Source organism: Mesorhizobium sp. CNPSo 4670 (assembly GCF_057784235.1).
Map to the genome: position 1 here is coordinate 38452 of NZ_JBWJFQ010000015.1, position 21882 is coordinate 60333.

The 21882-nt window shown below is 63.2% G+C and carries 19 protein-coding genes and 1 tRNA gene; 9 read left to right on the plus strand and 11 right to left on the minus strand.

All coding sequences use genetic code 11. The annotated features are described in order from the left end of the window. The first annotated feature begins 38 nt into the window (after positions 1 to 38). The gene (locus AC0ZT5_RS23070; protein ID WP_488498320.1) at positions 39 to 1820 is read left to right on the plus strand and encodes a glucan ABC transporter ATP-binding protein/ permease; all 1782 of its coding nucleotides are present in this window, start codon (positions 39 to 41) and stop codon (positions 1818 to 1820) included. Positions 1821 to 2079: 259 nt separating this feature from the next. After that, entirely contained in the window at positions 2080 to 2832 is a 753-nt protein-coding gene (locus AC0ZT5_RS23075) for a heme ABC transporter permease (RefSeq protein WP_488498321.1), read from the plus strand. Between the two features lie 57 nt (positions 2833 to 2889). Here AC0ZT5_RS23075 and AC0ZT5_RS23080 read toward each other — a convergent pair whose 3' ends face one another. Continuing rightward, positions 2890 to 3948 (minus strand): D-TA family PLP-dependent enzyme, encoded by a 1059-nt coding sequence (locus AC0ZT5_RS23080; protein WP_477286407.1) that lies wholly within the window; start codon positions 3946 to 3948, stop codon positions 2890 to 2892. Positions 3949 to 4138: 190 nt separating this feature from the next. Between AC0ZT5_RS23080 and AC0ZT5_RS23085 the strand changes: the two genes are divergently transcribed. Then, on the plus strand, positions 4139 to 4825 hold the full coding sequence (locus AC0ZT5_RS23085; protein ID WP_488498322.1) for a D-lyxose/D-mannose family sugar isomerase: 687 nt from the start codon (positions 4139 to 4141) through the stop codon (positions 4823 to 4825). A 9-nt stretch (positions 4826 to 4834) separates the two neighbouring features. Here the strand turns inward: AC0ZT5_RS23085 and AC0ZT5_RS23090 are convergent, their stop codons facing one another. After that, on the minus strand, positions 4835 to 6520 hold the full coding sequence (locus tag AC0ZT5_RS23090) for a hypothetical protein (RefSeq protein ID WP_488498323.1): 1686 nt from the start codon (positions 6518 to 6520) through the stop codon (positions 4835 to 4837). A 75-nt stretch (positions 6521 to 6595) separates the two neighbouring features. Beyond that, the gene (locus AC0ZT5_RS23095; protein WP_477286402.1) at positions 6596 to 7066 is read right to left on the minus strand and encodes a nucleoside deaminase; all 471 of its coding nucleotides are present in this window, start codon (positions 7064 to 7066) and stop codon (positions 6596 to 6598) included. Positions 7067 to 7308: 242 nt separating this feature from the next. Between AC0ZT5_RS23095 and AC0ZT5_RS23100 the strand changes: the two genes are divergently transcribed. Beyond that, complete coding sequence (locus tag AC0ZT5_RS23100) at positions 7309 to 7581, plus strand: hypothetical protein (RefSeq protein ID WP_488498324.1); 273 nt, start codon at positions 7309 to 7311, stop codon at positions 7579 to 7581. A gap of 578 nt (positions 7582 to 8159) precedes the next feature. On the opposite strand, the gene AC0ZT5_RS23105 is transcribed toward AC0ZT5_RS23100, so the two are convergent. Both AC0ZT5_RS23105 and AC0ZT5_RS23110 read right to left on the minus strand, forming a co-directional pair. Then, positions 8160 to 8233 (minus strand) — tRNA-Gln (locus AC0ZT5_RS23105). A 172-nt stretch (positions 8234 to 8405) separates the two neighbouring features. Further along, positions 8406 to 9338 carry a lysylphosphatidylglycerol synthase domain-containing protein gene (locus AC0ZT5_RS23110; RefSeq protein WP_488498325.1) on the minus strand — a complete coding sequence of 311 codons (933 nt, stop codon included), beginning with the start codon at positions 9336 to 9338 and terminating at the stop codon, positions 8406 to 8408. Positions 9339 to 9717: 379 nt separating this feature from the next. On the opposite strand from AC0ZT5_RS23110, the gene AC0ZT5_RS23115 reads away from it, so the two are divergent. Together AC0ZT5_RS23115 and AC0ZT5_RS23120 are read left to right on the plus strand one after the other, a co-directional pair. Beyond that, on the plus strand, positions 9718 to 11067 hold the full coding sequence (locus tag AC0ZT5_RS23115) for a Ppx/GppA phosphatase family protein (protein WP_488498326.1): 1350 nt from the start codon (positions 9718 to 9720) through the stop codon (positions 11065 to 11067). Positions 11068 to 11125: 58 nt separating this feature from the next. Continuing rightward, positions 11126 to 11878, plus strand: a complete 753-nt coding sequence (locus AC0ZT5_RS23120) for an RlmE family RNA methyltransferase (RefSeq protein WP_477286394.1) — start codon at positions 11126 to 11128, stop codon at positions 11876 to 11878. A gap of 21 nt (positions 11879 to 11899) precedes the next feature. On the opposite strand, the gene AC0ZT5_RS23125 is transcribed toward AC0ZT5_RS23120, so the two are convergent. After that, positions 11900 to 13321 (minus strand): MFS transporter, encoded by a 1422-nt coding sequence (locus tag AC0ZT5_RS23125; RefSeq protein WP_488498327.1) that lies wholly within the window; start codon positions 13319 to 13321, stop codon positions 11900 to 11902. A gap of 301 nt (positions 13322 to 13622) precedes the next feature. Between AC0ZT5_RS23125 and guaB the strand changes: the two genes are divergently transcribed. From guaB to AC0ZT5_RS23140, 3 genes are read left to right on the plus strand one after another with little or no spacing between them, the layout of a single operon-like run. Next, positions 13623 to 15125 (plus strand): IMP dehydrogenase, encoded by a 1503-nt coding sequence (gene guaB, locus AC0ZT5_RS23130; protein WP_477286390.1) that lies wholly within the window; start codon positions 13623 to 13625, stop codon positions 15123 to 15125. Then, the gene (locus AC0ZT5_RS23135; protein ID WP_488498328.1) at positions 15076 to 15699 is read left to right on the plus strand and encodes a hypothetical protein; all 624 of its coding nucleotides are present in this window, start codon (positions 15076 to 15078) and stop codon (positions 15697 to 15699) included. The genes guaB and AC0ZT5_RS23135 overlap by 50 nt, the downstream gene beginning before the upstream one ends. 24 nt (positions 15700 to 15723) lie before the next feature. Next, complete coding sequence (locus AC0ZT5_RS23140; RefSeq protein ID WP_488498329.1) at positions 15724 to 16143, plus strand: MAPEG family protein; 420 nt, start codon at positions 15724 to 15726, stop codon at positions 16141 to 16143. A 50-nt stretch (positions 16144 to 16193) separates the two neighbouring features. On the opposite strand, the gene rnd is transcribed toward AC0ZT5_RS23140, so the two are convergent. The 5 genes from rnd to AC0ZT5_RS23165 form a co-directional block, all read right to left on the minus strand. After that, on the minus strand, positions 16194 to 17345 hold the full coding sequence (gene rnd, locus AC0ZT5_RS23145; protein ID WP_477286384.1) for a ribonuclease D: 1152 nt from the start codon (positions 17343 to 17345) through the stop codon (positions 16194 to 16196). 75 nt (positions 17346 to 17420) lie between these two features. After that, entirely contained in the window at positions 17421 to 18665 is a 1245-nt protein-coding gene (locus AC0ZT5_RS23150; protein WP_488498330.1) for an MFS transporter, read from the minus strand. 151 nt (positions 18666 to 18816) lie between these two features. Continuing rightward, positions 18817 to 19824, minus strand: a complete 1008-nt coding sequence (locus tag AC0ZT5_RS23155; protein ID WP_477286500.1) for a LacI family DNA-binding transcriptional regulator — start codon at positions 19822 to 19824, stop codon at positions 18817 to 18819. A gap of 153 nt (positions 19825 to 19977) precedes the next feature. After that, a complete protein-coding gene (locus AC0ZT5_RS23160) occupies positions 19978 to 20991 on the minus strand; it encodes a zinc-dependent alcohol dehydrogenase family protein (RefSeq protein ID WP_488498331.1) in 1014 nt (337 codons plus the stop codon). 53 nt (positions 20992 to 21044) lie between these two features. Then, positions 21045 to 21815, minus strand: a complete 771-nt coding sequence (locus tag AC0ZT5_RS23165) for an L-iditol 2-dehydrogenase (RefSeq protein ID WP_488498332.1) — start codon at positions 21813 to 21815, stop codon at positions 21045 to 21047. Positions 21816 to 21882: the final 67 nt, after the last annotated feature.

The window sequence follows — 21882 nt, forward strand, 5'->3', positions numbered from 1 at the left end:
ATGCAGTGCACAATAAACAGCATGGCGGAGTAACTGGGGTGACCCTTCTGCAAATCTACTGGCGAGCGCTCGGTTATCTGGCCGCAGACAGGAAACGCGTCGCGTTGATCTGTTCGGCCAACGTCGCCCTCGCGATCATCGCCATCCTCGAGCCGATCATGTTCGGACGAGTGATCGATGCGATTTCCGAACGCGGTTCGGTGTTTGCCACGCTTGCCCTGTGGGCGGGTCTCGGCGCCTTCAACATCGTGGCCTTCGTCCTGGTGGCGCGCGGTGCAGATCGCTTTGCCCACAAGCGTCGCAGCGAGGTGCTTTGCCAGTCGTTCGAGCGCGTGATCACCATGCCGCTTGCCTGGCACCACCAGCGCGGCACCTCCAATGCCCTGCACACCCTGTTGCGCGCGGTCGAGACGCTGTTCAGCCTGTGGCTTGAATTCATGCGTCAGCACCTGTCGACGGCAGTCGCGCTGTTCCTGCTGATCCCGACCGCGATCAGCATGGACCTGCGCATGTCGATGGTGCTGCTGGCGCTCGGTGTGCTCTATGTCGGCATCGGCCGGCTGGTGATGAAGCGGACCAAGGAAGGTCAGGCCGCGGTTGAGCGCCACTACCACAAGGTGTTCGCGCATGTGACGGACTCGGTCTCCAACGTCGCCGTGCTGCAGAGCTACAACCGCCTCGGCCACGAGGCGGAGACGTTGCGCCGCTATGTCAAGAACCTGCTCGACGCGCAGAACCCGGTGCTCGACTGGTGGGCGATGGCCAATGCGCTGCACCGTCTGTCGTCGACGATCTCGATGATGGTGGTGCTGCTGATCGGCGCCTATCTGGTCACCCATGGCCAGTTGCGCATCGGCGACGTCATCGCCTTCACCGGCTTTGCCACGTTGCTGATCGCCAGGCTCGACCAGATGTCGGCTTTCGCCAACCAGATTTCGGAGGCCCGTGCCAAGCTCGAGGACTTCTACCACCTCGAGGATTCCGCGGCCGACGCGGCCGAGCCGGACGGCTTGCGCGATCTCACCAACGTCACCGGCCATGTCCGCTTCGAGAATGTTGGCTTCGAATTCGCCAATTCGGGCCAGGGCATCGACGACGTCTCCTTCGAGGTCCAGGCCGGTCAGACGGTCGCCATCGTTGGTCCGACGGGCGCCGGCAAGACCACGCTCATCAATCTGCTGCAGCGTGTCTTCTCGCCGGCCCATGGCCGTATCCTGATCGACGGCATCGACACCCGGAGCGTGACCCGCAAGTCGCTGCGCCATTCGATCGCCACCGTGTTCCAGGATGCGGGCCTGCTCAATCGTTCGATCGAGGACAACATCCGCGTCGGCCGGGCTGACGCGACCAATGACGAAGTCCATGCCGCCGCCAACGCGGCGGCCGCGCAGGACTTCATCCTGTCCAAGAGCAATGGCTATGACACGCTTGTCGGCGAACGTGGCGGCCAGCTGTCGGGTGGCGAGCGCCAGCGCATCGCTATTGCCCGCGCCGTGCTGAAGGATGCCCCTATCCTGGTGCTCGACGAGGCGACAAGCGCCCTCGACGTCGAGACCGAGGACCGCGTCAAGGAAGCGATCGACGAATTGCGGCGCGACCGCACCACCTTCATCATCGCCCACCGCCTGACCACTGTTCGCGACGCCGATTTGGTCGTGTTCATGGACAAGGGCAGGGTGGTCGAGATGGGCGGCTTCGCCGAACTGTCGATGCGCAATGGCCGCTTTGCCAGCCTGCTGCGCGCCGGCGGCCTGCTCAACGACGAGGAGGTCCGCCGCCTCAGCCGCACCGTGCAGCAACAGCAGGAAGCAGCCGCCTGACAAGGTAGAGCCTCTGCCTTCTCCCCTTGTGGGAGAAGGTGGCCGAGCGAAGCTCGGTCGGATGAGGGGGGTTCCAGCTTGGCGCAAACGAGATTTCAGACGCACGGCTAACAGGGTCACCAACGCTTATTTCTTCCAGCACCCCTCAACCGTCTTGGCGCTGCACGCCAATCCACCTTCTCCCACAAGGGGAGAAGGGAAGTGCTGCGACACCACCGCTCGATTGCCCCAAGCGCACGAGCGGTCTATGTAGAGCCGCATGAGCGACACGACTTCACGCCTGACCGGCTGGATGGATCTTGCCAACCCGACGCGCTTTGTCGGGCTGGCAGACAGGGTCGTGCCATGGCTGGCGTCCATCGCCGCACTGGTCCTTGCCGTCGGGCTCTATATGAGTTTCGCCGCGCCTGAGGATTTCCAGCAAGGCATTACCGTTCGCATCATGTACATCCACGTGCCTTTCGCCTGGCTCGCCATGATGTGCTACACGCTGATGGCGTTCTCCGCACTTGGCACTCTGGTCTGGCGGCATCCGCTGGCGGATGTGGCGCTGAAATCGGCGGCCCCCATCGGCGCGGTCTTTACGGCGCTGGCGCTGATCACCGGCTCGATCTGGGGCAAGCCGATGTGGGGCACCTGGTGGGTCTGGGATGCGCGGCTGACGTCGGTCTTCGTGCTGTTCCTGATGTATCTCGGCATCATCGCGCTGACCCGCGCGATTGACGATGCCGGACGCGCCGCCTGGGCCGCCGCCATCATCACCCTGGTCGGCTTCATCAACATCCCGATCATCAAATTCTCGGTCGACTGGTGGAACACGCTGCACCAGCCGGCTTCGGTGTTCAGGCTCGGCGGGCCGACCATCGACCCCAGCCTGCTGTGGCCGCTGCTGGTGATGGCCGTCGGCTTCACGGTGCTGTTCTTCGCGCTGCACCTGATGGCGATGCGCACGGAAATTCGCCGCCGCCGGGTTATAGCCATGCGGCGTGTGGCGGCACGACAGGCTAGCTGACGACCGGCGAGTTCTCAAAAAATCTTGCTGCGGGCGGCAGCACTCGCTGGCGTGGGGTTAGCCCATCCGTCCGCGCGCTGCCACCGGCAGTGTCTCCAGCACCTTGTCGCCGTCGATCAGATTGACCTCGTTGAACAGGTTGGTGACGACGCAGCAATGGTCGGGAACGACGCGGACGCGTTCGCCAATGCGCAGCTTGGCATGGTCTGAAAGCGTGACCGTGCCGTGCTCCTCGCTCAAGCCGGTCACCCGCGCTCCCGAAACGCCGAGCAGTTCGCCGAAATCGGCGAGCCCCAGCGTGTCGCTGGACAGTGCCTTGCTGCCGGCATCGAGGATAGCGCGCGTTGCTGTGGGATGGCTGACCACCGTCGACAGCACCGTCAGCGCGCAATCGTCGAGAGTGCCGACGCCTTTGGCGACCTGGTAGCGGTCGAGATAGATGTAGGTCCCAGGGCGATACTCGGTGACGACCGATGCCTCGTTGGAGCGCCACATGTCCGGCGTGCCGCCGCTGGAGATGCGGTCACAGGCGAGGCCCGAAGCGGCCAAGGCCTGCCTGACGTCCGCAAGCCACGCTTCGGCCTCCGCCGCGCGGCCAGCGGCTGGGTAGGTCATCAGCCCGCCGAAGGCAAGGCCGCCGGCTTTGTCGATCTGTCTTGCCAGCGCAACGGCTTCATCCGCCGTCTGCACGCCGCAGCGGCCCATGCCGGTGTCGAACTCGACCAGCACCGGCAGAGGATGGCCGGCATCGGTGAAGGTGGCCGCCAGCCCCTCGATCGTGTCCATGCTATCAGCCGTCACCGACAGGGTGACACGGCCATGCAGCGCCAGAAGCCGTTCCAGCTTGGCCCGCCCGAGAATGTTGTAGGGAAGAAAAATATCGGTCAGGCCAGCGTCGGCCATCACCTCGGCCTCGCCGATTTTCTGGCAGGTGATGCCGACGGCGCCGGCAGCGACCTGCTTCTTCGCCCAATAGGGCAATTTGTGCGTCTTGATATGCGGCCGCAGCTTCAGCCCGTTCTTGTCGGCATGGGCCTGGGCGCGGGCAATGTTGGCTTCGGCGCGCACGGCATCGATCAGGATCGATGGCGTATCGAGATCGTGGATGGTCGGCATCGTCTGTCACCCCATGGAAATCCGCTGGGTTTATGATCCTGAAAGCGCGTGATGTCACGCGGCCAGCGCAGCGGATTTGTGGTCCATGCGCTCACGCCGCAAAGGCAGGGCAGGGCGGCAAGATGGATCGACACCGCATCGGGCTTCGGCTATGCGAATGTCGGAAAAGTCGACACGAAGGACCATGATCATGAAACGCTCCGCCATCAACGACATCATCCGCGAAGCCGACGCTTTCATCCGCTCGTTCGGCTATATCATGCCGCCCTTCGCCTACTGGTCGCCGCAGGAGGCGAAGGCGCGCCAGGTCGATTCCTCGGCGGTTTTCACCTCACGGCTCGGCTGGGACATCACCGATTACGGCCAGGAGAAGTTCGATGAACTCGGCCTGTTCCTGTTCACCGTTCGCAACGGCCGCTACGAAGACATGAAGAAGGGCATGGGCATGCTCTATGCCGAGAAGATCATGATCTCGCGCAAGGACCAGCTGTCGCCCATGCACCGCCACAACATCAAGGCCGAGGACATCATCAATCGCGGCGGCGGCAAGCTGGTGCTGGAACTGTTCATGCACGATCGCGAAGGGGGCATCGATCCCAAGGCCGAGGTGTCGGTGCCAGTCGACGGAACCATCCACAGGCTGCCGGCGGGCGGGCTCCTGAAGCTCGATCCGGGCCAGAGCGTCACACTGCTGCCCGGCGTCTGGCACGCCTTCTGGGCCGAGGGCAAGGATGTGCTGATCGGCGAGGTGTCGACCGTCAATGACGATCTCACCGACAATGTGTTCCGCGAGCAGATCGGCCGTTTCTCCAACATCGACGAGGATGTCGCCCCGGTGCACCTGCTGGTGTCCGACTATGAGAAGTGGCTGGGGTAGCTTCGGGGCTCAGTGACAGCAGCTGGGCGCTGACTGCACGCTCGTCCTGCACAGGCAGGACGAGCTGATCGGCACGTCCGCCTTGGCCAGCGCAACGGCAAGGCTTGCCTGCAGCGCCGGCAGTTCTTCGGTCTCGCTGCGTCGTTTCAGGCATTCCACCAGCCCGTGCAGCGCCCAGACATTGTTCGGGTGCTGGGCGCAGCGCTGCACCTTGCCGCTCAGGCCCAGATCGTCGCGATAGACCTGTTCGGCCTCTTGTGCGTGACCCTGGTGGAGAAGCAGCGCCGCCAGCGCATGGCGCGGCGGGTGCATCCACGCCCACGGCTCGGTGTAGGACAGATTGTCGTCAAGCTCGACCGCTTGCCGCAGATGGACGTACGCCTCCTCATGGCGGCCTTGGTGATAGGCAAGCTCGCCATCGAGGAGAGCCGCGCCGACAGCCAGCGAGGCGCGGGTCGGGTTGCTGAGGAAGCGCCGTTCGGCAGGAATGCCTTCCAGATGCCGGTGGAATTTTTCGCGCTCGCGTTCCGCCTCGGCGAAATGCCTGAGCGTCGCGTGCGCCACACCCTTGGCATAGTGCTGCATGACCGCCGTCAGCACATAGAGGCCGGGCTCTCCGGTCACCGGCTCGTCGATGATTTCCCGCCAGCGGCCGAAGCGCACCTCAACATGCGATTTCATGGCGTGGTAGCCTTCCACCGTCTGGGTGAGCTTGGGCCGGTCGGGAAGGCAGACCACATCGCGCGTCACCAGGCTGCGCACCTTGTCGGCGGCCCACAGCGCCGGCCTGGACTGGCCGAGCAACATGCAGGTGAACATCATCAGATGCAGGTCGTGGCAGCAGCCGAGCAAATAGTAGGTCGGCTCGTCCGCATAGGCGAGATAGAGGTCGTTGGCGCGAACCGCCTTCTCGCTGGCGAGCTTGGCCTTCTCGTACGCGCCGCACAGCACGTAGATGTGACCCGGCATGTGGTTCATGTGCCCGGCATCGGGGCACATTTCTCCGAGCAGGTCGGCCGAGCGCATGCCGCGTTCCGGCATGGTGGACATTTCCAGGAGATGGATGTGCAGGTGGACGATCGCCGGATGCTGCGCAATGCCCGCTTCGTCGGCAAGCTGGATCGACCGCTCGCAAACCGCGAGCGCATCGACCACGTCCGAGTTCGGCGCCGGCGCACCGGTCTTGAGGTCCCACAGCCGCCGCACGGTGCGCATCATCAGCGCCTCGACCAGCAGCGCCATCACGTCATGGTCGTCGGGAAAGCTTTGATAGACCAGCCGCATCGCGGCGGCGTAGGCGTCATCCCACTGCTCGAATTCCGGGGGCGTCACCCGATGCGGTTTTTGGAATCGGCAGGCCAGCGCCTCGATCAGTCGCCTTTCGACCTCGCTGGCGGAAGCCGCATTGGCGCGTGCGAGTTGAAGATGCTCGAAGCAGCGCTTCGTCGCGCTGTTCGCCTCGGCCTCGCCATGCTCCTTCCAGGTCAGATTGTAGAAAGGTCCGGCGGCATAGGCGATGCCCCAATGCACCATCGGGCAATCAGGGTCCGTTGCGAGTGCCTTCTCAAAACACTTGATGCCTTCCTCATGGTTGAAGCCGTAGCACCAGTTCAGGCCGATATCGAACCAGCGCTGGGTTTCCGCCGAGCGGGTAGAGATGGGGCGGCGGTAGCTGCCGAGGTTGAAGCGATCCATTAAGCCCCCGAGTTCTCCGAGCGCTTTGGTCACAGTGAGATTACAGAGCGCTCCGGCCGAGGGCTGGACACCACGTCAGCGCTTCCAGAAATCGCGGTGCGGAGCGATCAGCTCGTCCGCGATTTCGGGGAAGGGGCCAAAGACCTCGATCTTTTTCTGGCCGGAGTCGAGTACGGTGCGCGAAGAGAGGCTCATCGTCGGATTCTCCGCGTGATTCCCCGTAAGCGCCAGGAGCTTGCTCTCCTCGAAGCCGTAGACCAGCCGGCCGATATTTGCCCAGTAGAGTGTTCCGGTGCACATCGCGCAGGGCTCACCGGTCGAGACCAGCGTGCATTGCCACAGGAACTCCGGCTCGTAGGTCGCCGCGGCGCGCCGGGCGAGCTCGGTCTCGGCATGGCGCACCGTGTCGAGATTGCCCTGCCGCATCAGCACGTGATCGTCCGGCCCGACCAGCACGCAACCGAACGGATGGTGCCCATGCGCCGCCGCCTCGCGCGCGACCGCGTCGGCGGATCGGAGGTGGGCGAGCATCTGATCTCGGGTCATGGCAAAATCCCCATCACGCCGACATCCGATGAGCGGCTCTTCGCGCCGAGATTGCGGCCAAAGCGACGCGATTGGCAAGAGCTAACCGTCGCTTGAACGTCCACCTGCCCCAAGCTCTTGGGGCGGGCGGGTGGCGGGCTCTTTTTACTGGCACTGTTCGCCGTCGTTGCCGACAAAAGGTGATTGACGTTGCGGTAACTGGGCGCAATCATATCGGATTGTACAAGGGTGAGGGCGTTTCAATGAAACTCGTTGTCTTTGGCGTAGCAATGGCATTGGCCGCCACCGGAGCAGCTGTTGCGAAAGAGAAGAAAAAGGTGGCCACAGCTCAGGCTGCAACCTCGTGTTCTGCAGCTCATATGAAGGCTGGCAGCAAGCCGACCCCGAAACTGGATTGCAAATCGACAGGCACCGTGCTTGCGCGACCGTCAAATGGGGCCAACTTCCTGGATCATTATAATCCGCGCTTGGGGTATGATGACACCAGTCCGTGGTTTCAAACTGGCTATAATTGACGGCGGCTTCGGCTTCAGGGCCTTTCTTTATCCAGCGACACGATCGAGCCCGCTGCCTCACGGTGGCGGGTCTAACCTTTCTGCTCGTCCAGCTTGCCTATAAGGTCACGGATCGCGGCCGTGTTCTCCTCAACCGCCTTAGTATTGGCCTGCCCAGTCTCTCTGACATGCGCGAAATCTCCATCAAGGCGTCAAAACGCTGTCTTCCGCGCGACGTCGCGGCCCAGTAAATGCCGGCCGTAACGAGAACGAGCCCCACCAGATCTGCATACCCAGATAGATTATTTTCCATGCTGCCTTTAACCAACCCCGTGTCGTCCATGTCGCGTGGACCTGCCGATAGTTGCAGGAAAGAAATGGCACCGCGACTATTGGCACCGGACGGGGCTTTTTCTATGCGAACATGGCGGGAACAAATCCACTATTCCGTGTTGCAGTCGTGTTGCATGGACAGCAAGGGACGGGACGGGACATGCCCGGAAAGCAAGCGTTTGCGCGCTACAGGGCAGGAAACCCCATGCAACACGTTTCCGTCGCCATCATGTTCCTTAACAGCTTGATTTAATTGGGTAAAAACTTGGCTGGGGAACCTGGATTCGAACCAGGACTAACGGAGTCAGAGTCCGTGGGTCTACCGTTAACCTATTCCCCAGCAAGCGCGGTCATGAACCGTGCGGGCCGAGCGGCCAAGCCGCTTGAGCGCTGCCTTGTAGCCGCCAGCGGAAAATAGTCAAGCCTGCTGAGCGGTTCAATGGCAGGTTTCGTCAGGTGGTTTCAGATGTCATGTTCAGGCTTCGCGCCGGCCTGGGGTCCAACCCTGCGCTTCAGGACTCGCTTCGGCTGAACTGCGACCGTTCGAAGAACAGCACGATACCAAGGCCCAGAATCAGCGGGATGACCAGGTAGAACAGCCTGAACACCAGCAGGGCCGCCAGCACGCCGACCGGATCCATGTCGGACAGCCCCGCCAGGAACACCACTTCGAACACGCCGAGCCCACCCGGCGCATGCGAGATCTGCGCGATCGAGAACGAGACCAGGAAAACGCCAAGGACGACAAAATAGCCGGGATTGTGGATAGATGGCAGGGCAAAGAAGATGATCGCAGCCGCCGCCAGCAGTTCGACCGGGCCGATCAGCAATTGCCGCGCGACGATCGGCAGCGCCGGATAGTGCAACTGGAAGCTGGCGATCTTCAGTGGGCGCAGATGCAGCCAGCTGCCGAATATGTAGGCGGCGACGAGCAGCAGCATCACGATCCCCGCCGCTTCCGACAGGCCGTGATGGGCGATGCCGGAAAACCGGTCGAGAATCTCAGGCTCGAAGACCAATACGAGGCCGGAGGCGAGAATCGTCGACAGCACGAAGGTGATCCAGCAGATCGCCACCAGCACGCCGACATCCTGGCCGGTCAGGCCCCTGGTGCCATAGGCGCGGTAGCGGATGACGGCGCCGGAGAACACCGACCCGCCGATGTTGTGCGACAGCGCATAGGTGGTGAAGGAACAGAGCGTGACGAACAGCCACGACACTTTCTTGCCGATATGCAAGAGCGCGATGTGGTCGTAGCCGGCGAGCGAGGCATAGGCGACGACCGAACACAGCGCCGCGAGAATCCAGCGGCGAGCCGGAATCGCCGATATGCCGCCCCAGACATCGTCGAGCGAGATGCCGCGCAGTTCGTGCCAGAGCAGGAGCAGCGAGAAAATCACCGCCGCAATGCCGACGACCGGCCAGAAATAGCGTCTCCAGTTCATTGCCTGATTGCCATGCGTTGCGGGTCCGCTTCCTTTGCTGTCGAGAGGCCGGTTGCGCCGGATTCTTACGCTCATTTCAGAAATGCCTCATTGAAGCCGGCTATTCAACCGCGAACGCTTTGCGTTGCGGCAGCCAGCAGGATTTGTCTGCGTCGAGGGCGGCCCAACAGGACGCCAGCCGGCATTGCGCCTACCAATCGAGGCTTACGGGTACATTGCGTGGCACGGCCTCAAAGGCGGTTCACGCGCCGAGCCGGCAAAATTGAGCGCGCGGCTCTTGGTGATCGGGCGCGGCACTGTTAGTCTGGCGGCAACTTAAAACACGTCAAAGCGCCTGCTGCGTCCGTCATCGGTTCGCGCGGTGCTGGAAGGAACGACAGTGGAAGACCGCGACACCGGCGCCGGCGCGCCGGAGGTGGGTGCGTCCAGCGCTTCCCCAGGGCCAGCAGGCTCATGGCGGCAAAGCCGCCCGACGGAGTCCCGCTCCGCCGACGGGCAGGCGAGCGACGCAACCCATAACCAGAAGGGCAAGCCCAAGAAGCGGCGCAAGCGAAGGCGCGGGCGCAAGGTTTTTGCGCGCGATGAGGCGCATCCAATAGGGAATCGATCGCCTGTGCCCGGCAACGCCCCTTCGGCAGCCGAGGCGACAAAACTTCCCAATTCGGTGGCCTTGCCCGCGGTTGCGCCGGCACGGCACGAACCGGGCGCCCACCGGCCGCCGCTGCAGGAGCTTCCGGTGTTTGCGGCACTCGACCTCGGCACCAACAATTGCCGGCTGCTGGTTGCGGTGCCGACGCGGCATGGCCAGTTCCGCGTCATCGATGCCTTTTCGCGCATCGTCAGGCTGGGCGAGGGGCTCACCGCCAATGGCCGGCTCGGCCAGCCGGCGATGGACCGCGCGGTCGAGGCGTTGAAGATCTGCGGCGACAAATTGCGCAACCGCAAGATCAGAAAAGCCCGGCTGATCGCCACCGAGGCCTGCCGCTCGGCTGAAAACGGCGTTGAATTCCTCGATCGCGTCGAGCGCGAGGCCGGTCTGAAGCTCGAGATCATCGATCGCCAGACCGAAGCGCGGCTGGCGGTTTCCGGCTGCGGTTCGCTGGTCGAGCGCGACACGCAAGGCGTCGTCCTGTTCGACATCGGCGGTGGTTCGTCCGAAATCGCGCTGATCGACCTCAGCGGCCACCGTTCGCCGCGGCTCGCTCACCATATCGTGTCGTGGACGTCGCTGCCGGTCGGCGTCGTGTCGCTGGCCGAGCGTTTCGGCGGCCGCATCGTGACACGCGAGATCTTTACCGCCATGGTCGACGACGTCGCCGGCCGGTTGGCCAGCTTCGACGGCCGCGACCGGTTGAGCCATCTCAAGGCCAGTCCGAATTTCCATCTGCTCGGCACGTCGGGCACGGTGACGACGCTGGCCGGCGTCCACCTTGACCTCGAACGCTACGACCGCCGGCGCGTCGACGGGCTGTGGATGGACCGCGACAGCGTCGATCGCATGGTCGAAAAGCTGGTCGGCTGGGATTTCCAGCAGCGCTGCGCCAACCCTTGCATCGGGGCTGATCGCGCCGATCTGGTGCTGGCCGGCTGTGCTATCCTCGAGGCGATCCGCGCGGTATGGCCGTCGGAGCGGCTGCGCGTCGCCGACCGTGGCCTGCGCGAGGGCATATTGAGCGAACTGATGGCCGATGACGGCGTCTGGCGCAACGATGGACGTGGCAGAGCATGATCCCGAAAAGTGGCGACCGGTTTTCGGCAGAGACCATGCTCAGGCAAGAAATTAGGCAATGACCAAGAAACCGGAAAAACCAGGGTCTGCGAGCATTCGCGTGCTGAAGACGCGGATCAAGAAGAAGAGCGGCCTGAAGGAATCGTCGCGCCGCTGGCTGCAGCGCCACATCAACGATCCCTATGTCCAGCGCTCCAAGGCGGATGGCTATCGCTCGCGCGCGGCCTACAAACTGATCGAGATCGACGACAAGCATCATCTGCTGAAACCCGGCATGAAGGTGATCGATCTGGGTGCTGCCCCCGGCGGCTGGTGCCAGGTCGCGGCGGCGCGCACGAAATCGACAGCCGACAAGCCCCATGTCGTGGGCATCGACTATCTGGAAATGGATGCCGTTCCCGGTGCGCCGGTGCTGTTGATGGATTTCCTCGATCCGCTGGCACCGCAGAAGCTGGCCGAGGCGCTGGGCGGCGACCCCGATGTCGTGCTGTCCGACATGGCGGCACCCACCACCGGCCACAAGAGGACCGACCATATCCGCACCATGCATCTGTGCGAGGTGGCGGCCGATTTCGCGCTGTCGGTCCTGAAGCCGGGCGGGCATTTCCTCGCCAAGACCTTCCAGGGCGGCGCCGAAAACGAACTGCTCTCCATGCTCAAGCGCAATTTCCGCTCGGTCCATCACGTCAAGCCGCCGGCGTCGCGCGACGAATCGGTCGAGCTCTATCTGTTGGCCAAGGATTTCAAGGGACGCACGGCGCCGGATGGTGCCCAGGTTGAAAGCGCTGAGCAGGAGCGGTCCGAAGGCTGACGGCTGCCTTCCGGGTCGGCATCAATTGCCAGGCGGGCTCACCGGTTCCAGCGTCTTGGGCGTGCTCAGCCGGCCATGGCCGGAGATGGCGTTGCCGGCATCGGGCGCCAGCCGCACGAACGACAGCGCCGCCGCCGCCGATACAGCCGCCACGATGAAGAAGGCGATGTGGAAGTCGTCCAGCGAAAGCGGACCGCCATGGATTGACGTCGAAACTTCCAGGATGCCGCCGGCCAGCGCCACGCCGAGCGCGATCGAAAGCTGCTGGAAGACGGCGGTAATCGGCGTCGCCTTGCTGGTGTCTTCAGCCGAAACCTCGGCATAGGCAAGTGCATTGACGCCAGTGAAGAACATCGAGCGGATGAAGCCGCCAACGAGAAGCATGGCCAGCATCAGCAGATAGGGTGTGTCGGGTGTGAACAGCCCGTTGATGGCAATCGACGCCGCGGCGACCAGCGAACCGACGACCAGCACGCGGCGGAAGCCTGCGACGCGGAAGATCAGCGCGGTGACGAATTTCATGCCGATGGCGCCGATCGCCGAGACGAAGGTGATCATCCCCGACTGAAAGGGCGTCAGCCCGAAGCCGATCTGGAACATCAACGGCAGCAGGAACGGCACGGCGCCGATGCCGATGCGGAACAGTGAGCCGCCCAGCACCGACGAGCGGAACACCTGGTTGCGGAACAGTTCTAGCGCCAGCAGCGGGTTTTTGGCGCGGCGCGCATGCAGCAAATAGAGCGCCCCCGACGCCAGGCCGACCCCTACCGTGATGATGCCGACGAGCGGCGGCAAGTACGGAAGGCTGACCACCGACAGGCCGAACACCACACCCGATGCCGCCAGACCGCTCAGCACGAAGCCAATGAAATCAAGTGGCGGGTTCTGTGTTGGTTCGGTCTGCGGCAGGAAACGCGTCGCCAGCCAGATGCCGATCAGGCCTATCGGCACATTGATCAGGAAGATCCAGTGCCAGGTGAAATAGGTGGTGATGAAGCCACCGATCGGCGGTCCGACCAGCGGCCCGACCAGCGCCGGAACGGTCAGCCAGGACATAGCCGCGACCAGTTCACTTTTCGGTGTCGCGCGCACCAGCACCAGTCGCCCGACCGGTGTCATCATGGCGCCGCCAATGCCTTGCAGGAAACGTGACACCACGAAAGCCGGCAGCGAACCGGAAAGCGCGCAGGCGATCGAGCCGACGATGAAGACCGCGATTGCGGCACGAAAGACATTCTTGGCGCCGAAGCGGTCGGCCATCCAGCCACTGATCGGAATGAAGATCGCCAGCGACACCAGATAGGCCGTCAGCGCCAGCTTTAGCGCGATCGGGCTGGTGTGGATGTCGATGGCGATCGCCGGCAGCGACGTGGCGATGACGGTCGAATCCATGTTTTCCATGAAAAGTGCGACCGCCAGTATGAGCGGAATGGTGCGGTTCAAGGAACGCGTCCGGACTGGATGTTTCGTCGTCAATTGCTTGCCGACCTTGGGGGCAAGCCGACACGAAGGGCGGTTATCACGGCTTGGGGGGGATGTCGCATTAATTTGCTGTCACTTTTGTGCGACCGGAACCGCGGATGACGTCCGTTCGGCGTCACGTCACCTTTACGGGAGCGTGAAATCATCGGCTTTTCATCGGCGGCGGGACGTGTTACGAGCCAGCGCCAATCCTGAAAGGGAAGAAGACGAGTCGGCGCTGTCCATCCTGGTCAAGCGCTTTTTTGTATTCCGAGGACTGGCCATGGCAAAAATCATCGAAACGTCCACCGGCGCACTGGCGCTCACCTTTGACGACGTGCTTCTGCAGCCCGGTCATTCCGAGGTCATGCCCGGAGAGACCGATGTCCGCACGCGCATTGCCGGCGACATCGACCTCAATGTGCCGATCCTGTCGGCGGCGATGGACACCGTCACCGAAGCGCGACTTGCCATCGCCATGGCCCAGGCCGGTGGCATTGGCGTCATCCACCGCAATTTCTCGCCGGCCGAGCAGGCCGAGCAGGTGCGGCAGGTCAAGAAGTTCGAATCCGGCATGGTGATCAATCCCGTCACCATCGGCCCCGACGCCACCCTTGCTGACGCGCTTTCGCTGATGCGCACCTATTCGATTTCGGGCATTCCGGTGGTCGAGAATGGCGGCACCGGCGGCCAGAAGGTCGGTCGGCTGGTCGGCATCCTGACCAACCGCGACGTGCGCTTCGCGTCCGATCCGACGCAGAAGGTCTACGAACTGATGACGCGTGAGAACCTGATCACGGTCAAAGAGAATGTCGACCAGGACGAGGCCAAGCGCCTCCTGCATCAGCACCGAATCGAAAAACTGGTCGTCGTCGACAGCCGAGGCAATTGCGTCGGGCTGATCACCGTCAAGGACATCGAGAAGTCGCAGCTCAACCCGCACGCCACCAAGGACGCGCAGGGCCGCTTGCGCGCCGCCGCCGCCACCAGCGTCGGCGATGACGGTTTCGAGCGCGCCGAACGTCTCATCGATGCCGGCGTCGACCTTCTGGTCATCGACACCGCGCACGGCCATTCGCAGCGTGTGCTCGACGCAGTGACGCGCGCCAAGAAGCTCTCCAACTCGGTTCGCATCCTGGCTGGCAACGTCGCAACCGCCGAAGGCACGCAGGCGCTGATCGACGCCGGTGCGGATGCCGTCAAGGTCGGCATTGGCCCGGGCTCGATCTGCACCACCCGCATCGTCGCCGGCGTCGGTGTGCCGCAGCTTTCGGCCATCATGTCGGCGGTCGAGACGGCGCACAAATCAGGCGTCTCGGTGATCGCCGATGGCGGCATCAAATATTCCGGCGATCTCGCCAAGGCGCTCGCCGCCGGCGCCAGTGCAGCCATGATCGGCTCGCTGCTGGCCGGCACCGATGAAAGCCCGGGCGAGGTCTATCTGCATCAGGGCCGCTCCTTCAAGGCCTATCGCGGCATGGGCTCGGTCGGCGCCATGGCGCGCGGCTCCGCCGATCGCTACTTCCAGGCCGAGGTGCGCGACACGCTGAAACTGGTCCCGGAAGGCATCGAGGGGCAAGTTCCCTATAAAGGACCTGTGTCTGGCGTGCTGCACCAGCTTGCAGGCGGGCTGAAAGCCGCTATGGGTTATGTCGGCGGTCGCGATCTTGCCGATTTCCGCGAACGCGCCACTTTTGTACGCATATCCAACGCCGGACTTCGTGAAAGCCACGCCCATGACGTCACGATTACCCGCGAAAGCCCGAATTATCCCGGCGGAGCCTGATCCGTACGGGCTCTGGCGCAACCTGACCGCAACGATCCTGCGGCTGTCGCGCCACGCCGCCGCGCTCTGTTTCCTGTCGGCGGCGGTTTTCATCGCCATGACGGTGCTGGAATTCTTCTATTTCCGCCAATTGAGCGGCGGCCTGGCGTCGCTTGATATGCGCTTTCTCGGCTTCACGCCGGACGAAGGCATGGCCTGGCTGACGGCGCTCGGCCGGCGCGGCGGCGAGATCATTCTCGTCTGGCACTATCTGACCTTTGATTTGCTGTTCCCGGCGCTGTTGTCGGTGACACTGGTCAGCCTGATCCTGGCCACCGGCCGGCGATTGAACAATTTCCGCGTGTTGCCGGGGCAGCTGCAGTCGATCTTCGCGCTGATTCTGGTGCTGCCCTACACGCTGGCCGATTATGCCCAGAACATCGCGGTGGCGAGCCTGCTGTCCGATTTCCTGTCGGCCAATCCGGATTCGCTGTCTCTCGCGTCAGCGCTGATCGTCACCAAATTCGCGCTTCTCGCCGTCCCGCTGACCGTCATCGCCGCTTTCTGGCTGGCGGGCCAGAAACACCAGGCGTGACGCCAAAACGGGGCAGGGCAGTTCATGAACCAGACCACGATCTTCTGGCCGTTGCTGGCGCAGGTGCTGCTGATCTACATCGTTTATATCGTCCTGGGTCACCGCAGATACGGGGCGGTCAGGTCAGGTGAAGCCAAGGTCGGTCAGTACAAGGTGCGCTCGACCGAGCCGGCCTCCAGCATCACCGTTGCCAGCAATCTCATCAACCAGTTCGAATTGCCGGTGCTGTTCTACGTGCTGTGCCTGACGCTGCACGTGACCAACGGCGTCAACTTCCTGACCCTGGCGCTGATGTGGATTTTTGTCGCGTCGCGCTATTTCCACGCCTGGGTCCACCTGACCAGCAACAATCTGCGGCTGCGCAGCCGCTCTTTCTTCCTCGGTGCTACCGTGCTGGCGCTCGCCTGGATCTGGTTTGCATTGCATCTGCTCGGAGCCGTGTAAGCATCTGCTTACCTCCTGTGCGGGAGGGTCGCCGCAAAGCGGGTAAGCGCCTAGAGGTCGAAAACCGCGATCTTGCGCTTGTCGAACTTGAAGCCGATCTCGCCGCGCACCAGCTTCAGCGCGGCTTCGCCGAACACCGCGCGCCGCCAGCCTTGCAGGGCGGGCACGTCGGCCTCCTCGCCCTCGGCCGCGATGCGGTCGATGTCGTCGCTGGAGGCCAGCACTTTCGAGGCGACGCCTTCCTTTTCGGCAACGATCCTGAGCAGCACTTTCAACAGTTCCGCGGCTGCGCTCGAGCCTTCGGGCGGCTGGAAGTTCTTCGGCAGCTTCGGCATCTGCTCCTTGGGCAAGGCAAGCGCGGCGTTGACCGCGCCTAGCAGGGCCGTCGCCGTCGAGGAGCGCTCCCAGCCTTTTGGGGTCGTGCGTAGCTTGCCAAGGGCTGCCGCGTCGCGCGGCGCCTGCTGCGCGACCTCGTAGATCGCGTCGTCCTTGAGCACGCGGCCGCGCGGTACGTCGCGTTCGCGCGCCTCGCGTTCGCGCCATGCGGCCACGGCCTGCACGATCGCCAGTTCCTGCGGTTTGCGCAGCCGCATCTTCAACCGCTTCCAGGCGTCCTCGGGATGCGGATCATAGGTCTCGCGCGAGGTCAGGACATCCATCTCCTCGTTCAGCCAGTGAGCCCGGTTCTCACGCACCAGCTCGGCGCTGAGATGCTGGTAAACCTCGATCAGATGGGTGACGTCGGCCAGCGCATAGTCGAGCTGCTTGTCGGAAAGCGGCCGGTGGCGCCAGTCAGTGAAGCGCGATGACTTGTCGAGTCGCGCGCCGGTGATCCGCTGCACGAGCTGATCGTAGGAAACACTGTCGCCGAAGCCGCAGACCATCGCCGCGACTTGGGTGTCGAACACCGGATGCGGAACGAGATCGCCGAGATGGACGATGATTTCGATGTCTTGCCTTGCGGCGTGGAAGACTTTGACCACCGCCTCATTGGCCATCAGCTTGAAGAACGGCGTCAGGTCGATCTCGGGCGACAGCGGGTCGATCAGCGCCGTCACGCCGGGTGAGGCCATCTGGATCAGGCACAGGATCGGCCAAAAGGTCGTTTCTCGAATGAATTCGGTGTCGACGGTGACGAAATCCGACTTTTCGAAAGCGGCGAGAACGGTCTCGAGTTCTTTCTGGGTGGTGATGACGTGCATCAAATCGCTTTTGACAGGAGTAAGGTCTTCCTAGATTTCAGCCGGAAGCGCTTTCGTCAAGCTTTGGCGCCATCGTCATGGGCTTCCCGGCCCATCGGAATCGCCGTTTCTTCTGGCCAGCCGCGCGAAAATCGTCGATGTGCGCAACAACGCGGTGAACCGGCTGCGCTTGCCTGCCGGCACGCCAGAACGAGCCTGCATCCGGTAGAGGATGACGGCGATGAAGATCGCATAGACGACGGCGCTGAACACGAACAGCGCGCTCGGTCCGAAATACTGCATCGCCGTCGAAGCGGCGAACGGTCCGCCAATGGCGCCGAAGGAATAAAACAACATCAAGGCGGCGTTGATCAGCACGAACTCGCCAGTGTCGGCGCGGTCGTTGGAATGCGCCGCCGACAGCGAATAGAGCGGCATGGCAAAACAGCCGAAGATGAAGATGATGACGAAGTTGAGCAGCGGATTGCTGCCGGCGATGAACACCAGCGCCAGTGCTGAAAGCATCGCGCAGCAGGTGGTCATCAACAGCACCCGGCGCCGGTCCCAGCGGTCGGAGAGGTAGCCGAGCGGATACTGGATGATGGCGCCGCCGAAGATGCCGACGCTGACGAAGGTGACGACATCGGCCACCGACATGCCGATCTGCTCGGCATAGACCGGCGACAATGTGCGAAAGGCGCTGTTGGTTACACCTACGGCCATGCAGCCGAAGCAGCCCAGCGGCGAAATCCGCCAGACGCGCGCCAGGTCGAGCTTGACGTCCTCGGGCGGCGTCGGATTGGAGCGGTCGCCCAGCGAGACCGGCACCAGCGAGAGCGTGATCATGATCGACATGATGGCGAAGATGGTGAAGCCGCCGGCGCCGAAGACCGGGATCAGGAACTGGGCGCCCGTCACCGAACCGGTGTCGACCATCCTGTAGATCGCCAGCACGCGCGCCCTGTCGTTGTTGCTGACGCCGGAATTCAGCCAGCTTTCGACGATGGTGAACAGCCCGGCAAAGCAGAACCCGCCGGCAAAGCGCACCGCGCACCACATCACCGGATCGAGAACCAGCACCAGCAGCAGGGTGCCGACCGAGGCGATTGCCGCCAGTGCCGAAAAGGCTCTGATATGGCCAACCGCCTTCAAGATGCGGGTGATGGCCAGGCAGCCGAGCAGGAAGCCGGCGAAATAGAAGGTGCCCATCAACCCGATGTCGGAGGCGGAAAACCCTTCCTGCGCGCCGCGCAGCGCGATCAACGTGCTCTGCAGCCCATTGCCGCCAAGCAGGATGCCGGCGGCGAGCAGGAGCGGGATCAGCGGGCGGATGGAGGACATGAAGGAAAACAACCGCTTGTCGTTGAACCTTCTTGAACCATCGCTTCCTTCAATGCCAGCGGCAATTCCAGCGGAGCTCATCCACGCGGATAACCGGGTTGCAAAAAAGGAAGATCATCGGCCCTTGGTGTGGTGTTCAGGCCGCCGCTGCTCAAGCCGAGCTTCGCAGCATCAGTTCCGCGTTGAGCAGGATACGCCCGCCGTCTGGTTTGGCCGAGGATTTTTCATCCAGCCTCTCCAACAGAAGTTCGATGGCCAGGCGGCCGATCTCGTTGTAGTTCTGCGCTACCGTCGTGATCGGCGGGCAGGCGTATCGCGACAGGGGATGGTCGTCGTGTCCCGCAACCCGCATGTCGCAATCCGCCCCATGTCCCACCTTCAGGCCCAACTGATAGGCGGCCGCGATCACCCCGAAGGCCACACGGTCGTTGGCGCAAAGCACGGTCCTGGTCGGAAAACCTTGCCCCTTGAGGATACGAAGCGCTTCGTCAAAGCCGAATTTCTCGAAATCCCATGACCGCACGTCGACGACGGGCACGATTTCGGGTGTCATTTTGAACTGCTGCATGGCCTCGACATAGGCGACCTGTCTGGCCTGGGCGTTGTTGTTGACCAGCGGCATGGCGAAGTAGCAGGGGGGCTCGCCGGACCTGCAGAGATAGTCGACGATGAGCCTAAAACTCTGCCTGTTGTCGGTGCCGACGAACGACGAGGTCTCGTCGAGCGGCGAATCGACATAGATCAGCGGGATGCTCGATCCGAGTTCGGCCAGGATCCGGTGATGGGACTGCACGCCGAGCGGCGCAATGATGGCGCCGGCAATGTTCATCGACTTGAACGTCTGGATCGCCTGGTCTTCCATTTCGGCGCGTCCGTCGGAAGACAGCACAAACGCCAGGAAACCGGCCTCGTTGGCGATTGTTTCAATGCGACGCGTCAGCGCCATGTAGAACGGATCCGTCGAATTCGGAATGATGACACCGAGAATGTTGCTGCGCCGGCGATTGAGATTGACCGCGAACATGCTCGGCCGAAAGCCGGACTTCCTTTGCGCGGCCTCGATCACGTTTCGAGTGTTTTTCCGTACCGAACTGGGGTCGTTGAAATATTTGGATACCGTCGTGCGGGACAAGCCGACAAAGGCCGAGAAGTCCTCCATCGTCCTGATCGTCTTGGCCATTCACTGGCTCCCTGCTCGAACTGCCGTCGCCACTGTCTACTTGAGTCACCTTTTCGCGGAAAGGAGGCGGGATGTTCTTTCCGAGCGCGGGAGACCACCTGTGGTCGATGGGCGCGGCTGTACTGTTTGAAATTACGGCTCGGAGGAAAACTGTACTTTCATCGTCGTTGGGTCGCCGCCGGCTTTGGCGAAGAACGGCAGCAGTTCGGAAAGCGGCAGCTGGTGGCTGACAAGTCGCGCCATCGTGCCGTCGTCTCGGCTGAGAATGTCGAGCGCCTGCGGGATGTTGCGGTTCAATGAGTGCGACCCCGCCAATCTGATCTGCCGGCGGAAAATCTCGAACGGGGCGATGGAGATCCTGGCATCGGGTGCGCAGACACCGAAAATGAGCGCCGTGCCGCCATCGGCGGTGAGACCGATCATGCCTTCGACCACCTTGGCGACACCGGTGGCGTCGGCGACGAAATCGAAGCCCCGCGCCCGCGCTGACAGCGCCTGCGATCCGGATACCAGCGGCTCCAGCCCGAGCGTTTCGGCGAAGGCGAGGCGCTGTTCGCTGATATCGGCGACCGCCACGCTAGCGACGCCCTTGGCCCTGAGCGAGAGGGCAAGCAGCAGGCCGATCGGCCCGGCGCCGAAGACCAGCGCGGTGCCGGGCGTGCTGGTGCCGGCTCCGAGCCCGGCGGCACCGAGACCATTGAGGACACAGGCGAGCGGCTCGGCGAGCGCCGCCGTGGCGAAACCGAGATCGCCGATCCCATGCAGGTGGTCGACGGCAACCATGCTGAACTCGGCGAAGCCGCCATTCTCGGTCACGCCATAGGCTTTCAGGCTGGCGCACAGATTGGTCAGGCCCTTCCTGCAGGCGGGGCAGTGCCCGCACGGGATGTTGGGATCGACAGCGACCCGATCGCCCGGCTTGACGGTGGTGACATCGCTGGCGACCGCCTCGACGGTGCCCGCATATTCGTGGCCGGGGACCAGTGGAAACGCGCCTTCGCCGTAGCGGCCATGCAGCACCTCGATGTCGGTATGGCAAAGGCCGGCCGCGCGGACCCGTACCAGCGCGTGCCCCGGTTTGATCGCGGGCATCTCAAGCTCTGCCATGCCGGCAACGCCTGCGGCGGTAAATCGGATGGCCTTCATGTGAGTCTCCCCTGCTTGGACGACCTTATCCCGGATGACGCGACTCGGACGCGTCAGCTCATCCAGTTGCCACCGTCGACATTGTAGGTCTGCGCAAGGATGTAGTCGCTGTCGGGCGAGGCCAGGAACACGGCAAGCCCCGCAATATCCTCGGGCTGCGCGAAGCGGCCGATCGGAACCGATCTGGCCACGGCCGCCTTCTTCTCGCCTGGCTTCAGGCCTTCCCAGCGGGCGAAGTGCGCATCGACAACATCCCAGTGCTCGCCGTCGACGACGCCGGGTGCAATCGCGTTGACATTGATGCCGTGTTTGACCAGCGCCAGCGCCGCCGACTGCGTGGCCGAAATGATGGCTGCCTTGGAGGCGCAGTAGAGCGTCACCAGCGCTTCGCCGCGGCGACCGGCCTGGCTCGCCATGTTGATGATCTTGCCGCCGCGGCCGCGCGCGATCATCACATTGGCCACGGCCTTCATCATGAACAGCGGCGCCTTGAGATTGATGGCGAACACCCGGTCATAGCTCGCTTCGGTAATGTCGGTTATCGGCGCCATGTCGAAGATGGCTGCATTGTTGACGAGGATATCGATGCCGCCGAAATCGCGGTCGACCGCCGCCACGACCCTGTCGATCGCACCGAGGTCGGTGACGTCAAGCTGGATGGCTCTGGCCGCCGCACCGATCGCGGCGGCGGCCCGCGTGGCCCGCTCGATGTCGATATCGGCAATCACCACCTTGGCGCCTTCGCGCACATAGGCTTGCGCGAAACCCAGGCCAATGCCGCGCGCACCGCCTGTTATGAGGGCAATCTTGTTGTTCAGTTTCATGTTCAATTCCAATTCCGTGAATTTTTTGAAACGGCAGAGCGGCCAGTCGGCGACCGGCGCGACGTCT

What these genes read in the sequence shown, in the direction of transcription:
- AC0ZT5_RS23075 (WP_488498321.1), top strand. Translation starts at nt 2,080, where the DNA reads ATGAGCGACACGACTTCACGCCTGACCGGCTGGATGGATCTTGCCAAC.
- AC0ZT5_RS23080 (WP_477286407.1), bottom strand. Translation starts at nt 3,948, where the DNA reads ATGCCGACCATCCACGATCTCGATACGCCATCGATCCTGATCGATGCC.
- AC0ZT5_RS23085 (WP_488498322.1), top strand. Translation starts at nt 4,139, where the DNA reads ATGAAACGCTCCGCCATCAACGACATCATCCGCGAAGCCGACGCTTTC.
- AC0ZT5_RS23090 (WP_488498323.1), bottom strand. Translation starts at nt 6,520, where the DNA reads ATGGATCGCTTCAACCTCGGCAGCTACCGCCGCCCCATCTCTACCCGC.
- AC0ZT5_RS23095 (WP_477286402.1), bottom strand. Translation starts at nt 7,066, where the DNA reads ATGACCCGAGATCAGATGCTCGCCCACCTCCGATCCGCCGACGCGGTC.
- AC0ZT5_RS23100 (WP_488498324.1), top strand. Translation starts at nt 7,309, where the DNA reads ATGAAACTCGTTGTCTTTGGCGTAGCAATGGCATTGGCCGCCACCGGA.
- AC0ZT5_RS23110 (WP_488498325.1), bottom strand. Translation starts at nt 9,338, where the DNA reads ATGAACTGGAGACGCTATTTCTGGCCGGTCGTCGGCATTGCGGCGGTG.
- AC0ZT5_RS23120 (WP_477286394.1), top strand. Translation starts at nt 11,126, where the DNA reads ATGACCAAGAAACCGGAAAAACCAGGGTCTGCGAGCATTCGCGTGCTG.
- guaB (WP_477286390.1), top strand. Translation starts at nt 13,623, where the DNA reads ATGGCAAAAATCATCGAAACGTCCACCGGCGCACTGGCGCTCACCTTT.
- AC0ZT5_RS23135 (WP_488498328.1), top strand. Translation starts at nt 15,076, where the DNA reads ATGACGTCACGATTACCCGCGAAAGCCCGAATTATCCCGGCGGAGCCT.
- AC0ZT5_RS23140 (WP_488498329.1), top strand. Translation starts at nt 15,724, where the DNA reads ATGAACCAGACCACGATCTTCTGGCCGTTGCTGGCGCAGGTGCTGCTG.
- rnd (WP_477286384.1), bottom strand. Translation starts at nt 17,345, where the DNA reads ATGCACGTCATCACCACCCAGAAAGAACTCGAGACCGTTCTCGCCGCT.
- AC0ZT5_RS23150 (WP_488498330.1), bottom strand. Translation starts at nt 18,665, where the DNA reads ATGTCCTCCATCCGCCCGCTGATCCCGCTCCTGCTCGCCGCCGGCATC.
- AC0ZT5_RS23155 (WP_477286500.1), bottom strand. Translation starts at nt 19,824, where the DNA reads ATGGAGGACTTCTCGGCCTTTGTCGGCTTGTCCCGCACGACGGTATCC.
- AC0ZT5_RS23160 (WP_488498331.1), bottom strand. Translation starts at nt 20,991, where the DNA reads ATGAAGGCCATCCGATTTACCGCCGCAGGCGTTGCCGGCATGGCAGAG.
- AC0ZT5_RS23165 (WP_488498332.1), bottom strand. Translation starts at nt 21,815, where the DNA reads ATGAAACTGAACAACAAGATTGCCCTCATAACAGGCGGTGCGCGCGGC.